This is a genomic window from Fictibacillus nanhaiensis (assembly GCF_049537595.1).
Classification (GTDB): Bacteria; Bacillota; Bacilli; order Bacillales; family Fictibacillaceae; genus Fictibacillus; species Fictibacillus nanhaiensis_F.
On sequence record NZ_JBMULM010000001.1, the window covers coordinates 735086 to 749874 of the forward strand.

At 39.3% G+C, this 14789-nt stretch carries 11 protein-coding genes and 1 other annotated feature; of the genes, 7 read left to right on the forward strand and 4 right to left on the reverse strand.

Going from position 1 to position 14789, the window contains the following annotated elements:
- The first annotated feature begins 127 nt into the window (after positions 1-127).
- A complete protein-coding gene (gene acsA, locus ACOZ9X_RS03640) occupies positions 128-1843 on the forward strand; it encodes an acetate--CoA ligase (protein ID WP_423417067.1) in 1716 nt (571 codons plus the stop codon).
- 23 nt (positions 1844-1866) lie between these two features.
- Here the strand turns inward: acsA and ACOZ9X_RS03645 are convergent, their stop codons facing one another.
- Entirely contained in the window at positions 1867-4734 is a 2868-nt protein-coding gene (locus tag ACOZ9X_RS03645) for a transglycosylase domain-containing protein (protein ID WP_423417068.1), read from the reverse strand.
- A 124-nt stretch (positions 4735-4858) separates the two neighbouring features.
- Positions 4859-5080 (forward strand) — a binding site (T-box leader).
- 64 nt (positions 5081-5144) lie between these two features.
- Between ACOZ9X_RS03645 and tyrS the strand changes: the two genes are divergently transcribed.
- The 3 genes from tyrS to ACOZ9X_RS03660 all read left to right on the forward strand — a co-directional run bounded on the left by tyrS (position 5145) and on the right by ACOZ9X_RS03660 (position 8448).
- Complete coding sequence (tyrS, locus tag ACOZ9X_RS03650) at positions 5145-6404, forward strand: tyrosine--tRNA ligase (RefSeq protein WP_423417069.1); 1260 nt, start codon at positions 5145-5147, stop codon at positions 6402-6404.
- A gap of 63 nt (positions 6405-6467) precedes the next feature.
- A complete protein-coding gene (locus ACOZ9X_RS03655) occupies positions 6468-7370 on the forward strand; it encodes an aldo/keto reductase (protein ID WP_423417070.1) in 903 nt (300 codons plus the stop codon).
- Positions 7371-7518: 148 nt separating this feature from the next.
- Entirely contained in the window at positions 7519-8448 is a 930-nt protein-coding gene (locus tag ACOZ9X_RS03660) for a methyl-accepting chemotaxis protein (protein ID WP_423417071.1), read from the forward strand.
- A gap of 56 nt (positions 8449-8504) precedes the next feature.
- Here ACOZ9X_RS03660 and rpsD read toward each other — a convergent pair whose 3' ends face one another.
- Positions 8505-9107 (reverse strand): 30S ribosomal protein S4, encoded by a 603-nt coding sequence (gene rpsD / locus ACOZ9X_RS03665; RefSeq protein ID WP_137788639.1) that lies wholly within the window; start codon positions 9105-9107, stop codon positions 8505-8507.
- 346 nt (positions 9108-9453) lie between these two features.
- Between rpsD and megL the strand changes: the two genes are divergently transcribed.
- Positions 9454-10632 carry a methionine gamma-lyase gene (gene megL, locus ACOZ9X_RS03670; protein ID WP_423417072.1) on the forward strand — a complete coding sequence of 393 codons (1179 nt, stop codon included), beginning with the start codon at positions 9454-9456 and terminating at the stop codon, positions 10630-10632.
- A gap of 53 nt (positions 10633-10685) precedes the next feature.
- On the opposite strand, the gene ACOZ9X_RS03675 is transcribed toward megL, so the two are convergent.
- The gene (locus ACOZ9X_RS03675) at positions 10686-11171 is read right to left on the reverse strand and encodes a GAF domain-containing protein (RefSeq protein WP_423417073.1); all 486 of its coding nucleotides are present in this window, start codon (positions 11169-11171) and stop codon (positions 10686-10688) included.
- A gap of 152 nt (positions 11172-11323) precedes the next feature.
- Here ACOZ9X_RS03675 and refZ point away from each other — a divergent pair, with 152 nt between their 5' ends.
- Positions 11324-12010, forward strand: coding sequence for a forespore capture DNA-binding protein RefZ (gene refZ / locus ACOZ9X_RS03680; protein WP_423417074.1), 687 nt, complete (start codon positions 11324-11326; stop codon positions 12008-12010).
- Here refZ and hisJ read toward each other — a convergent pair.
- On the reverse strand, positions 11975-12808 hold the full coding sequence (hisJ, locus tag ACOZ9X_RS03685; RefSeq protein ID WP_423417075.1) for a histidinol-phosphatase HisJ: 834 nt from the start codon (positions 12806-12808) through the stop codon (positions 11975-11977). The two genes, refZ and hisJ, sit on opposite strands and share 36 nt — an antisense overlap.
- Before the next feature lie 221 nt (positions 12809-13029).
- Here hisJ and ezrA point away from each other — a divergent pair, with 221 nt between their 5' ends.
- Positions 13030-14721: a septation ring formation regulator EzrA gene (ezrA, locus tag ACOZ9X_RS03690; RefSeq protein WP_423417076.1), complete on the forward strand. Its 1692-nt coding sequence runs from the start codon at positions 13030-13032 to the stop codon at positions 14719-14721.
- Positions 14722-14789: the final 68 nt, after the last annotated feature.

Genomic DNA, 14789 nt, shown 5'->3' on the forward strand with positions numbered 1-14789 from the left:
TTATACATCATAAAACGATGTTGTAAGGGTTTACATAACCGTTTTTATAGATAGTTCTAATAAGTTAAAAAATTTAGATAATATGGTATAATTAAAGAGATATTCAAAAGGGAAGGGAGATTTAGCAATGAAACTGGAAGCGCTTCCGATTATAAAAGGTGATTTTAATCTACAAGATTATGAGGCTACATACGGAGCATTTGATTGGAAAGACATTGAAAAAGAATTCTCCTGGCACAAAACAGGACGAGTCAATATGGCATATGAAGCTATAGACCGTCATGCAGCATCCCATCGTAAAAACAAAGTAGCACTCTACTTTTCGGATCAAAAAAGAGATGAGAAGTATACGTTTAAAGACATGAAAGAGATGTCTAACAAAGCAGGTAATATGTTACGCCAAATAGGTGTTGAAAAAGGAGATCGCGTCTTCATCTTCATGCCGCGTTCACCTGAACTTTACTTTACGTTCCTTGGAGCGATCAAGCTTGGAGCGATTGTTGGTCCATTGTTTGAGGCATTCATGGAGGGAGCAGTAAGAGATAGACTTGAAGATAGTGAGGCTAAAGTGCTTGTCACTACGCCAGCCCTTTTAGAGCGTGTCCCAGTCGATCAACTGCCGAAATTGAAGAATGTTATTTTGGTAGGAGAAGATGTTAAAGAAGAGGGACCGTATGTAAGTTATTTTGATCGTATGAAAAAAGCATCAAAAGATTTAGATATTGAATGGGTTGATCGAGAAGACGGACTAATCCTTCACTACACATCCGGATCGACCGGTAAACCAAAAGGTGTGCTTCATGTTCATAATGCGATGCTTCAGCATTTCCAAACTTCAAAATGGGTACTCGATCTAAAAGAAGAGGATGTGTACTGGTGCACGGCAGATCCCGGCTGGGTGACGGGGACTTCTTATGGCATATTCGGGCCATGGTTGAACGGCACGTCAAGTGTCATTCGTGGCGGACGTTTCTCTCCTGAAGATTGGTACGGTACGATTGAAAATTATGGTGTAACGGTCTGGTACAGTGCTCCAACCGCTTTTCGTATGTTGATGGGTGCTGGAGACGAAGTGGTAAAGAAATTCAATATGTCTTCGCTTCGACATATTTTAAGTGTGGGTGAACCTCTTAATCCTGAGGTTGTTAGATGGGGAATGAAGGTATTTAACTTACGTATACATGACAACTGGTGGATGACGGAAACAGGTGGCCAGCTGATCAGTAACTATCCAGCGATGGAAATTAAACCTGGATCGATGGGTAAACCGTTCCCAGGAATAGAGGCAGCGATTATTGATGACCAAGACAACATCTTACCGCCGTATCGAATGGGCAACCTCGCCATCAAAAAGGGATGGCCGTCCATGATGCGTGCGATCTGGAACAACCCAGAAAAATATGATTCATATTTCACACCAGGTGGCTGGTATGTTTCCGGAGATTCTGCTTACATGGACGAAGATGGGTACTTCTGGTTCCAAGGCCGAATTGATGATGTTATCATGACGTCCGGGGAACGAGTAGGGCCGTTTGAAGTAGAAAGTAAGCTCGTAGAACACCCTGCTGTTGCGGAAGCAGGTGTTATCGGAAAACCCGATCCTGTTCGAGGCGAGATTATTAAAGCGTTCATCGCCCTTCGTTCTGGCTATGAAGCAAGCGATGAACTAATTGAGGAAATCCGTAGTTTTGTAAAAGCAGGACTTGCTGCACATGCAGCACCGCGTGAAATTGAATTCCGTGATAAGCTTCCGAAGACAAGAAGCGGTAAGATTATGCGTCGTGTTCTTAAAGCTTGGGAACTTGATCTACCGACAGGTGATCTTTCTACGATGGAAGATTAGTAATAATGAAAAACCCTCGAATATCAATTCGAGGGTTTTTTCTTATTATTGTTTTGTGTTGTGGCTGGAGGCGGATCGCCAGTGCCAGGATCTGCAGGTTCAGTTGGTGGCGGCGGTGGATCTTGTGGCTCATCAGGCTTTCCTCCGTCTCCATCTGTTGGTGGAGTAGGTGGTTCAGCTGGTGGTTTCTTTTCACCGACTTGAACTTTTGTTTGTGCAGGAGATTCCTTACCTGCAATATCCACTGCTGTAACATAAACGACTCCAGCAGGTACTTTTGCAGAAGTTTTATCAGCCGTCACAGAGCCGATCTTCTTAAATGATGTACCATCTGAAGAGTAATAGATGCGGTAACCAATTACATCATTCTCTCCATGGGATGCCCATGAGAGCACGCCATCTGACATTTTTGCACCAGCAACAGCGGCAGGAACTTTGCCGTTCTCTTTTAACTCTTTTTCAGGAACAATGTTGTTCAATAGATTCGTTGTATTCGTTAATTTATTTAGAGCTTCTAATCCAAGTTCGCGCAGGAACTCTTCCTTAATTAGAACACCATCTTTTGTGAACTCTTGTGGTGTTGAAGGAAGTGCTTTATATTTCGCATCGCCTACAAGCACATAACGGCCTTTTGTGAGCGTGTCGTCCACTTCGTTAGGTGTGAACTTAGCATTAAACAGATCAGTCGTAACGAGTCCAGCACTTCTACAAAGATCAGAAGGCAGTTTACCTGATATTCCACAGATCTCACGACGCACGATTCCTGAAGGCATTGTGAATTGTTTGTCAGGATCCACGAGTTGTGGTGAATGTTTATAAGCAGCATTTATGAGCTGTGCCCAGATCGTCTGATTTCTTTGTCCCGTGTTACCTGCTAGGTCAGCTGGTGTATCATAACCGATCCAAACACCAAACGTAACGTTAGGGTTGGATGCTACAAACCAAGAGTCTTTATCAGCATTTGTAGTTCCTGTCTTACCAGCCCAATCCGATTGAAAAGCTAGTTTGCGAGGAACACCAGAAGCTGTACCTGAAGACAGAACATCTCTCATCATGTCGATTAATAGATAGGATGTTTGTGCACTATAAACGGGTTTTGCTTCACTCTTATGTTGGTAGATGACTTCACCATCATTAGACTCTATGCGCTCAATCATGTATGCATCAACAAAGTTTCCTCCGTTTGCGAAGGTAGAGAAAGCGTTAACGTTTTCTTCAACGGTGATTCCTACATCTAAGGCACCTAGTGCCATTGCATTTTGTGTGCGATCACCCTTTGTAAGGCTTGTTACACCCATCTGCATCAGCTTCTCGGTTGCTTTCATATGATCAACACGCTGATAAGATTTAATAGCTGGTATGTTTCTCGATTTTTTCAATGAATGTCGAACCGAAACAAGACCATCAAAATCCATATCATAGTTATTTGGTTTCCATGTTCCTAATGCAATCGGTGTATCAGGTACGATTGAGCCTGGTTGAACTTTACCAGTTTCTAAAGCGTAAGAATAAGCAAGCAATGGTTTCATTGTTGATCCGTTTTGACGAGGAGCTCTCATCGCATGGTTGGTTTGTTCACGGTTAAAATCACGCCCGCCAACAAAGCTGATGATCTTTCCTGTCTTGTTTTCTATAAGCGTTGCACCGACTTCTTCAGGCTCGGGCTTATCAAGTTTGATTCTTTGTCCTTTGCTGTTATAAACGTATTGATTAGCAGGGCCGAATAAATTATCATTTTTTACTACCTGTTGCATATCGTCATATATTTTTTGATCTATAGTTGTGAAAATTTTAATTCCCTTTTGTCTAACTTGAGTACGTGCATTATCCTCATACTCTTTGAATTCCTCAGCGCTCAAATCGCTTAGTTTCTTTCCATCTTTTTCAGCATTCAATTTTGTTAGTAAATCTACTGTACGTCTTTGAATTTCAACTGTTAAGTATGGATATCTTTCAAACGAAGACTGCTTTTTTGTTGTAAGATTCTTCTTAATATCATATTTCATAGCTTCATCATATTCAGCTTGTGTAATGGAACCGGCAGATAACATGCGACTAAGGACAGTTTGCATACGCTTAATTCCAGCAGTCATGTCTTCCTTTTGCTCTCCACCTTTATTAAAAGGGGTATAAACGAAAGGGTTCTTTGGAAGTCCAGATAGATAAGCGGATTGAGCTAGGTTTAGTTTGGATGCAGGTACTCCAAAGACACCTTCTGCAGCAGCTTGTATTCCTGCAACATTTCGACCGGAAGAATTCCTTCCGTAAGGTACGATGTTTAAGTAAGCTTCTAAGATCTCATCCTTTTTAAGAACTTTTTCAAGTCTCATCGCTAGTAAGATTTCTTTAGCTTTTCGATCAAAAGATACTTCATTCGTTAGAATTTGATTTTTGATGAGCTGTTGAGTGAGTGTACTACCTCCTGTAACAACAGAAGCACCAGAAAACTCTTGGAACATGGCGCGGAAGATGGCTTTTGGCACTACTCCTTCATGTTCATAAAAATATTGATCCTCTGTTGATATAACAGCCTTTAACACATAAGGAGAAACTTCTTTTAAACTGATCTCTTGTCTATCTAGATCAGATTGAAGCTTCCCTAGGTACGTTTTATTAGCAAAATAAGCGGTACTCGTTTCTTCATAATTATAAATATCTTCTTTCATTGAAGTGTGTGCTCGTACAGGTTCGTCTTTTACGAGTGAAGCAAAGAAACCAGCTCCAACACCTGCGGCGAAAACCCCTCCTAGAATAAGTAGTACAGTTACGATCAAAAACATGTTCCATGTGACGTTATATGTAATTCGTGCTGTTCGAATAATTCCTTTTTCCTTCAAAAAGTGGACAAATTTCTCCCATTTTTGCTTCATTTCATCAAAACGAGACATCATTTGGTAATCCCTCCCCCTCGTGTATTATAACATAAGGTCGATTTATGATAGAACACCGTTTTTGAAGATGAAGATTGACATGAAATTCATCTGTGTGGTAAAAATAAATGAAGATTATTATATGTTGAAAGCGAAGATAGGAATGAGTAGCAGGTGTCTCCCTGTTTCAGAAAGCTGGTGGTTGATGCGAACCAGTGCAAAGGCATGCTGTGAATTACCTCCTGGAGCTGTCTCTGTGAACGTTAAGTAGCAGAGAACGGATAAAACCGTTACGAAATGAAGTGAAAAGCCAATAGTTTGGCTTTTAATTAGGGTGGTACCGCGAGATAGTCATCACGTCCCTTTCCAACTGGAGAGGGACTTTTTTTATTGTCAATTAACATCATTAAATTACGGAAGGAAAGATAGAAATGAATATTCTACAAGATCTAGAATTTAGAGGTCTTCTTAATCAAGTAACGGATCAAGAGGGGCTACAAAAAGAACTTGAAAAGGGAATAGTAAAGCTTTATTGCGGATTCGATCCAACTGCAGACAGTCTTCATATCGGAAATCTGTTACCGATCCTCACACTCAAACGATTCCAAGAAGCTGGACATCAGCCGTTTGCATTAGTTGGTGGTGGAACAGGTTTGATTGGTGATCCAAGTGGTAGACAGACAGAAAGAACATTAAATGAAGCTGAGATTGTTGTTCAATGGACAGACAAGATTAAAAATCAGCTTTCAAGACTGCTTGATTTTGAAAGAGAAACTAATCCAGCGAGAACAGTGAATAACTATGAATGGTTAAGTCAACTTACGATGATTGAGTTTCTTCGTGATGTTGGAAAAAATTTCTCAGTTAACTACATGCTTGCCAAAGATTCTGTTGACTCTCGTTTAGAAGCGGGAATTTCTTTTACCGAGTTCTCATACATGATCTTACAATCGTATGACTTTCTTAATCTTTTCCAAAAAGAAAACGTAAAACTTCAAATCGGCGGAAGTGATCAGTGGGGGAATATTACAGCTGGTATGGAACTGATTCGTCGCTCCGGTGAGGAAGAGAAAGCATTCGGACTAACAATTCCGCTAATCACAAAAGCAGATGGTACGAAGTTTGGTAAAACAGCATCAGGAACAATCTGGCTAGATGCAGAAAAAACGACTCCATACGAGTTCTACCAGTTCTGGGTGAACGCAGCAGATGCGGATGTAATCAACTGGCTAAAATACTTCACTTTCTTATCTAAAGAAGAAATTGAAGCACTTGAAAAATCCTTAGCTGAAGCACCAGAAAAACGTGAAGCACAAAAAGCGTTAGGTCGAGAAGTAACTACTCTTGTTCACGGAGAAGCAGCTTACAAGCAAGCAGTAAAGATCACAGAAGCACTTTTCAGTGGAAATCTTTCAGACTTAACGGCTGCTGAGATCGAACAAGGGTTCAAGGACGTTCCTTCGTTCAACGCAAATAATTCGGAAGACTTAAATATTGTAGACCTTCTTGTTGAGGCGAAGATTTCTCCATCTAAAAGACAGGCTAGAGAAGATGTAACGAATGGAGCTGTATCAATCAATGGCGAAAAGGTTCAAGATACAGCTTATATGATTGGTGAGAACGACCGTATCGAAAACAAGTTTGTCATCATCCGACGCGGAAAGAAAAAGTACACGTTGATCAGATACTAAAAAAGTGTAGGAACCTTGTTGAAACGGGGTTCCTCTCAAACGTTATTAAGGAGTGTGTTTGTTTTGAAGAAAATTCAATTAGCAGAAGACCTTCAATTTTCACAGATTGTTCATGGTCATTGGCGTTTAACAGAATGGAATCTCTCACCTGAAGAGCTTCTTTCACTTATGGAACGATGTATAGAAGCGGGAATTACAACATTTGATCATGCTGATATTTATGGTAATTACATGTGTGAAGAGCTGTTTGGACAAGCACTTGCTCTCAAACCATCCTTAAGACAAGAGATTGAGATCGTGACGAAGTGTGGCATTAAACTCATATCTGACAATCGTCCTGAGCATACGATAAAATCCTATGATACGAGTAAAGAACATATCATCTCTTCTGCAGAAAATTCATTGCAGAAGATGAATACAGATTATGTAGATGTATTGTTGATTCATCGCCCAGATCCCTTTATGGACCCAGTTGAAACAGCAGAAGCATTCCACATCTTGAGAAAAGAGGGGAAAGTTAAGCATTTTGGAGTTTCTAACTTTACGCCTAAACAAATGGAAATGCTGCAGAATGAGTACAATGGCCCACTTGTAACAAATCAGATTGAGTTATCCGTTCTTCATGAACAGCCGTTCTTTGATGGTACCATCAACCACCTTCAAAAAGAAAAAGTAAGACCGATGGCGTGGTCTCCTCTTGCAGGAGGAAGATTGTTTAATGGTAACGATGAGAAAGCAGTACGCGTGAAAAAGGCATTAGAGAAAGTGGCTAGTGAAACAGAAGCCGCTTCCATTGATGAAGTCGCTTATGCGTGGCTGTTAAAGCATCCTTCACAGATTATGCCGATTGTAGGAAGTGGAAAAATGAACCGTATTGAAGTCGCTGTAAACGCAGCAAAGTTACCATTAACACGCGAGCAATGGTTCTATATTTTACAAGAAAGTATGGGGAAAGAAGTAGACTGATCCATACTTAAAAATCACCCATAAACAAGCAAAAATCCATGCAGCATGCTGTGTGGATTTTTTATTATATTCATAGAACATTTCATTAGTAATTAGTTCCTTAGTAGTATAATATTAGAAAAAACGACTAGAAAATGGGGATGCAACAATGATTACATTAAGCAAAAACAGTTCTACAAAAAGCTCACAAGTATTGAATGAAAGCGCTGTACTAGCAGCGATCGATCGATCTGTAGCCATGATTGAATTTGACCCGCATGGAAAAGTGCTATGGGCTAATAAAAATTTTGCCACAACGATGGAATACCATGTTGATGAGATGCCATCATTGATCCATAAACAATTTTGCACAGAAGATTTCTTGAGAAGTGGAGAATATGACCGGTTTTGGAAAAGCTTAAGAGATGGTAAAACTTTTCAAGAAAAGATTCAACGTGTTACAAAATCAAAGCGACTTATCTGGTTAGAAGCCACGTATACACCAGTTCTAGACGAAAATGATAAAGTGACAGCTGTGGTAAAAATCGCTACAGATATTACGAATAGAGAAAATAATACGATCACAGTTGCATCTAACCTTCAACAAATGTCTCTAGAGCTGCTTACACGCGCAGAAGAAGGCTTAAAGAAAAGTAATGAGATCTCGATATCTACTGAAAAATTAGTATCTGAGTCTCAACAAAATTTATTGATTCTAGAATCTCTGAAAAAACAAGCTACTTCAATTGAGGATATCGTTAAGACGATACGTGAGATCGCAGCACAAACAAATTTGTTAGCTTTAAACGCAGCGATAGAAGCTGCAAGAGCTGGTGATCATGGAAGAGGATTTAATGTTGTAGCGGTTGAAGTTAGAAAGCTTGCTAATCGCGTGCAAGATTCTATTCAAGAAGTGAATGCACATATCTCAGGAATCACAGGCGAGATAAATAAGATCAATGACGTGACTCATCGTTCACAAGAAGGCATAACGAATAATAAGAAATTAATTGAACAAGCGATGCAAGAGTTCTTAGGTATTGAAAATTCTGCACGACAATTAGAGTCACAAGCAAGTAAGTTTAAAGAACTTTTATAAAATAAGAAAAACCCCTAATACCTTTAAAAAAGGTGTTAGGGGTTTCTTTACTCGGATTAACGAGAGTAGAATTCAACGATAAGTTGTTCTGTGATCTCAGCAGGAAGTTCAGAACGCTCTGGTAAGCGAGTGAAAGTACCTTCCAATTTGTTTTCATCAAATGTTAAGAAGTCAGGTACGAAGTTGTTCACTTCAATTGCTTCTTTAATAGCAGATGAGTTGCGAGATTTTTCACGAACACCGATTACATCGCCAGCAGATAGACGGTAAGAAGCGATATCAACACGCTTGCCGTTTACTGTGATGTGACCGTGGTTTACTAATTGACGAGCTGCACGACGCGTACGAGCAAGACCAAGACGGTAAACTACGTTGTCTAGACGAGATTCTAAAAGAATCATGAAGTTTTCACCGTGGATACCAGTCATTTTACCAGCATCATCAAAAATGCGGCGGAATTGACGCTCGTTTACACCGTACATGTAACGAAGCTTTTGCTTCTCTTGTAACTGTAAACCGTATTCAGAGATTTTTTTACGTTGAGTTGGACCATGTTGTCCTGGTGCGTATGGACGCTTAGAAAGTTCTTTCCCAGTTCCGCTTAGAGAAATTCCAAGACGACGAGAAACTTTCCATGTTGAACCTGTATATCGAGCCATAATTGACTCCTCCTTCACATGTTTGTTTGTGTTAAAACAACAACAGTGACTATGGCCTTTTCATGAGCATATTTTGTATGAAAAACATCTTCACTTCAGCAGCCTATGAAGCTACGCGATGTTCCCGGATTAATGAAAACCTGGGTACAAAATAAAAACTGATGATGGACACAGTGCCGCTTATTTTACACAAAGAATAGTATAAGCTTTTTTGCTGACCGATGTCAACCTGATCTCCATATTCATAAAAGATTTTTAGGGACAAATTGTAAAAGTATTAAAATTCATATATGATATGTGTAAGAAAGCGCTTACATTTTATATTGCCTTTAAAGGAGAAGTAAAAATGGATACAAAACGCTTTGAAACAGATGTGATTCATAAGGGGTATAACGCAGAACAGCATAATGGAAGTCTAGCTCCTCCTATTTTTCAAACTTCAACTTTTGTTTTTGATAGCGCGGAAACGGGTGCTGCACGTTTTGCAGGAGAGCAGGAAGGTTATATCTATTCAAGACTTAGCAATCCGACGGTTGCAATGTTAGAAGAGCGGATCGCAGCGATGGAAAAAGGGGAAAAAGGTTTAGCGTTTGGTTCTGGTATGGCTGCAGTTTCAGCCATTCTACTTGGCTTAACACAAACCGGTGATCATATTCTCTGTTCAGAAGGAGTATATGGGTGTACCTTTGGCTTGCTACAACTTATGGAAGAAAAATATCATATCAAACATAATTTTCATCCGATGAACGATGAGGAATCGATACGTTCAGCGATCAATGATCATACTACGGTCATCTATATTGAATCTCCGATAAATCCTACCATGAAACTTGTTGATCTAAGAATGGTAGCAAGGATCGCAAAAGAATTTAATATTCCAGTTGTAGTCGATAATACATTTTCATCGCCATATCTTCAGCGTCCACTTGAATTAGGCTGCGATATTGTTTTGCACAGTGCCACGAAATATCTATGTGGTCATGGAGATGTAATCGGAGGTCTAGCGGTCGGTCGGCAAGAAATGATGAGTCACCTGGCAATGACCACTCAAAAGGATATTGGAGGGGTCATGTCTCCTTTTGATGCTTGGCTGCTTTTAAGAGGAATCAAGACACTGCCTGTAAGAATGGACCGTCATTGTGAGAATGCAAAGAAACTTGCAGACTTGTTAAAGAAACATCCTAGCGTAAATCGAGTATTGTATCCTGGTGATCCGGACTTCCCTCAATATGAGCTTGCGAACTCACAAATGTTAAACGCTGGGGGTCTCATCAGCTTTGAGATAAGAGGAGATAAAATAGTCGCCCAAAAGTTTATGAACCATTTAAGACTAATTAAGATCGCCGTTAGTCTTGGGGATGCTGAAACACTCATCCAACATCCTGCTACAATGACACATGCTGTCGTTCCTGAGGAGAATCGACTTCAGATGGGCATCAGTGATCAGCTTCTGCGCTTATCGGTTGGCTTAGAAGCATGGGAAGATATTTGGGATGACATTAAACAAAGTTTAGATTCACTATAAAAAGAGTCCTGCGCTAAAAATTGCGCAGGACTTCTTTATTTAGGTAAGAGAATCTAAAGATATCGAAGTAAAACCTCACAGAACTTTTCTAAGTTCTCTTGATCCACCTCATCGAATCGTGCTTTTTCGGGACTATCAATATCCAGAACGCCTAGAAGTTTGCCGTCTTTTACTAACGGAACCACGATCTCTGATTGAGAAGCTGCATCACAAGCGATATGCCCAGGGAACTCATGAACATCTTTTACAACTAACGTCTCTTGATTTTGAGCGGACGTTCCGCATACTCCTCTTCCAAGAGGAATTCTTACACAAGCTGGAAGCCCTTGAAAGGGTCCAAGAACTAATTGGTTCGTCTCTTCTTCAAGCGTATAAAAACCAACCCAGTTTACTCTGTCTAAAAATTGATTCAAAAGAGCAGAAGCGTTTGCAAGGTTAGCCGTCGCGTTAGTCTCGTCTTCAAGTAGAGCAGAAAGTTGTTTCAACAGAAGAGAATAAGCTTCATTTCTGTCTGTGCTATATTGCTGAACGGAAAACATCAAGATTCCTCCAAACCTGATAAATTGTTTACTCTATCCTATCAAATAATGTTGAACTATACACTCAAAAGCCCTTATTTGTCGAGCGATTAATAAAGGTTTATGTCTCTCGCCCAAGAATTTTATACAAGAGGGAAGGACGGTGGAAAAAAATGAAGACAGATCCAATGGAAACGAAACTGAAAATAGCAGAGGCAGCGATTGCTCTTTTTACAAGCCAAGGGTTTAAAGGAACGACCGTTAGACAGATAGCAAAAAAAGCAGGTGTGAACATCGCTTTAATTTCGTACCATTTTGGAGGAAAGAAAGGTCTTCTAGAAGAGTTGATCACCTCATTTTTTGAAGGGTATATTAGAAGGATTGAAATCATTTATCATACATCGAGCTCTCCCACGGTTAAGGGAAGTTTTATTGAGATAGTAGAAGCATTGTTGATCTATCAACAGCGAAACCTTCCTCTTGCACGTTTTGTTTATCGTGAGATGACACTGGATTCAACGTTGGTCCGGGAACTCATGTCTACTTATTTAGTTAAGGAGAAGTACTTTTTGCAAACTCTGTTTGAAAAAGGGATGAAGAAAAAAGAATTCAGAAGGCAGCCAGTCGACTTTTTAACTATTCAGTTCAAAGATATGATGATGCTTCCATTTTTACATCCTCTTTATTTAGCTGAGGTGTATCAGATAAGTGCTGAAACAGAAACGTTCATCCAACCTTATAAAAAGTGGATGATGGACTGGTTTGATAAATGTGTTTGTATCCCAGAAAGAAAAAATCCCCTGCTATCTGCTGTTCAAAAGCCTTTATTTGGCTCTATTCAGGAGAAGTGGGGAAGTTAATGTTGCTGTTGATACTAATTGATCCAATCCTTGACCGAGTCCCTTAGCACTGTGGGCATCAGACCCATAGACAAGAGGGATTTTTCTTTTTTGTGCTTCTTTTATGATCCAGTTCGAAGGATATGGTTCCAAACAATATGGCTTAACAGCACCTGCTCCGTTATAATCCAAATACATGTTACGTTCAGACAGTGCCGTTAAAACCTTGTCTACTTCTTTTTCATAACTGAAATCTGGAGGGAAAAGTTTTTGAAATTTAGTTGCTAATGTCATATGTCCAATCCTTCTTGGCTGATGATCTCCAAATGAATGACTGATCGATTTTTTTACGGTTTGAAAGTATAGTGAGTAGACTGCAGAGAGGCTGCCAGATTGCTCGATCAAATCTCTAAATACGTTCTCATCATAATCCATGCAGAAGTAATGGTCTTGAACCTTTAAGAAATGAACAGAGAGAATGGCATCATCGAGTTCCGGCCAAACCTCTTTCAGAAATGTATTCGTCTCCTCTTCATAGCCCTCAATAAAATCGACTTCTAAACCAGTAAAGATCTCAATTTTACTTTTATAAAACTTCTTAACTTCTCTCAAAGTGTCGAAGTATTTTCCTAGTTGTTCATGTTTCATACTGCTGTCCTTCGTGGGAGCAGCATCGATAAATGAATGAGGCAACGGGGCATGCTCTGTAAAAGTAATACCTTTCAAACCTAGAGAGATAGCTCTTTCGATATACATTTCAAAAGTGTCTGAAGACCCATGGGGACAAAAAGGTGTGTGAATATGTCCATCATAGTACATCTTTCTTACTCCTCCTTTCGACAAAATCTTCATTAAATTGGAAAAAAATTATCAGATTATGCAATTTTTTTGCGTCAAATGTTTGTTTACATGTTATCATAAAAGCATTAAACTGCAATTTTATAGAATAAAAACTAAATTAGATCGGTAAAGCGATTTAAACATACGAATACATAATATAGACAATATAGAAATTTGAACAGATAGAAAGGGTGCCTCTGATGATATACATAGTCATTGCCATCGTTACATTCCTAGCATTGATCCTGTACGGTGCCATGTCACGCCGAAGAGTGTATAAAGAAATTGACCGACTTGAAGCATGGAAGATGCAAATTATGAATCGCCCATTAACAGAAGAAATCTCAAAAGTTAAGGGTATGGCGATGATTGGTGAAACGGAAGAGAAATTTGAAATGTGGCGTCAAGAATGGGATGAGATGGTAACGACTCAACTTCCTAATTTAGAAGAAGACTTATTCGATGCTGAGGAATATACAGACAAGTACCGTTTCAAAAAAGCTAAATCTATTCTAGCTGGTGTTAGTCAGTCTTTAGAAAAGATCGATTTAAGAATTAAAGAGATTACTTCCGAAATCAATGAGTTAGTTACGAGTGAGGAACTAAATCGGGAAGAGATTGTTGAAGCGAAAGAAAAGCTTCAAGAAACAAAGAAGTACTATTTAACTCATATCCGTGCACTTGGGCAGACTGCTCCCATTTTTGATAAGGAACTTGACGAGATAAAAGCTTTGATTGAATCGTTTGAATCATTAACTGTACAAGGAAGCCATCTAGAAGCTAGACAAAGACTTGTTGAGAGTTTAAATCGTATTTCAGATTGTAAAACAAAGATGCAGGGAGTTCCTGAACTACTTGTAATCCTTCAATCTGATATTCCTAATTCATTAAAAGAGTTAAGTGTAGGGTTTACAGAGATGGAACAACAAGGTTATGTCCTTCATCATATTGGCATCGAAAAAGAGATCAGCTCTTTAAAGGACCTTAACGATCAAGCGCTGAACAAAGTGCTTGAACTTGAGCTTGAAAGTGCTCAAAAGGATATGGATGAAACGGTACAGAAGATGGATCAGCTCTATGAGATGCTTGAGAACGAAGTACATTCTAAGCAATTTGTCATAAGTGAAAGAGAAGTCTTTTTCTCAAATATTCAAGATTTACACGATAGAATCGAGAATTTAAAGCAAGAGACCCAAATCGTTTCTTCTACTTACTTGATCGAACAAAACGAAGCAGAGATGCAAAAGAAGATTGAAAAATTGTTTCACAAGCTACAAAGTCGGTTCTTGATCATTGAAGATTCAATTGACGAAAAAAGAGAATCATATTCTGTTATTCGCGAGATGATGGAAGAGATGCAAAAGCAGATGGAAGAACTGCAGCGTTCTCAGAAAGTTTATGAAGAAATGCTTCATAATTTAAGAAAAGATGAACTTGAAACGAAACAGAGCTTAAGAGGACTCCGAAAGAAACTTCTTGAAGCGAGAAGGATGGTACAAAAAAGCAACCTTCCTGGATTGCCGGAACATTACTTGATCACAATCGGGAAAGCGGAAGAATATATCATTGAAGTTTCTAAAAAACTGGATGAAAAACCTCTAGAAATGTCAGATGTCTCTTACGTACTAAACAAAGCGCATGAAGCAGTGAATGAGGGCTATGATGAAACTTCTAAGATGATTGAGAATGCTTTTTTAGCAGAGAAGCTCATACAATACGGAAATAGATTTAGGAGTTCTTATCAATCAGTATCCGTTCGATTGATTGAAGCTGAGATCGCTTTTCGAAATTATCAGTATGAAGATGCTCTTGAAATTGCAGCTTCTGCTATAGAAAGTGTTAGACCTGGAATCCTTAAAGAGATGGAAATTAATTCAAAGTCACATGTATAAAAACTGTAAGGATTCAATTCCTGCAGTTTTTTTGCTGTTAAAAAGAGATATTTTTCATCGGTTAACAA

Excerpts from the sequence above, each read along its gene's own strand:
- acsA (WP_423417067.1), top strand. The coding sequence starts at position 128 with ATGAAACTGGAAGCGCTTCCGATTATAAAAGGTGATTTTAATCTACAA.
- ACOZ9X_RS03645 (WP_423417068.1), bottom strand. The coding sequence starts at position 4,734 with ATGATGTCTCGTTTTGATGAAATGAAGCAAAAATGGGAGAAATTTGTC.
- tyrS (WP_423417069.1), top strand. The coding sequence starts at position 5,145 with ATGAATATTCTACAAGATCTAGAATTTAGAGGTCTTCTTAATCAAGTA.
- ACOZ9X_RS03660 (WP_423417071.1), top strand. The coding sequence starts at position 7,519 with ATGATTACATTAAGCAAAAACAGTTCTACAAAAAGCTCACAAGTATTG.
- rpsD (WP_137788639.1), bottom strand. The coding sequence starts at position 9,107 with ATGGCTCGATATACAGGTTCAACATGGAAAGTTTCTCGTCGTCTTGGA.
- megL (WP_423417072.1), top strand. The coding sequence starts at position 9,454 with ATGGATACAAAACGCTTTGAAACAGATGTGATTCATAAGGGGTATAAC.
- ACOZ9X_RS03675 (WP_423417073.1), bottom strand. The coding sequence starts at position 11,171 with ATGTTTTCCGTTCAGCAATATAGCACAGACAGAAATGAAGCTTATTCT.
- refZ (WP_423417074.1), top strand. The coding sequence starts at position 11,324 with ATGAAGACAGATCCAATGGAAACGAAACTGAAAATAGCAGAGGCAGCG.
- hisJ (WP_423417075.1), bottom strand. The coding sequence starts at position 12,808 with ATGTACTATGATGGACATATTCACACACCTTTTTGTCCCCATGGGTCT.
- ezrA (WP_423417076.1), top strand. The coding sequence starts at position 13,030 with ATGATATACATAGTCATTGCCATCGTTACATTCCTAGCATTGATCCTG.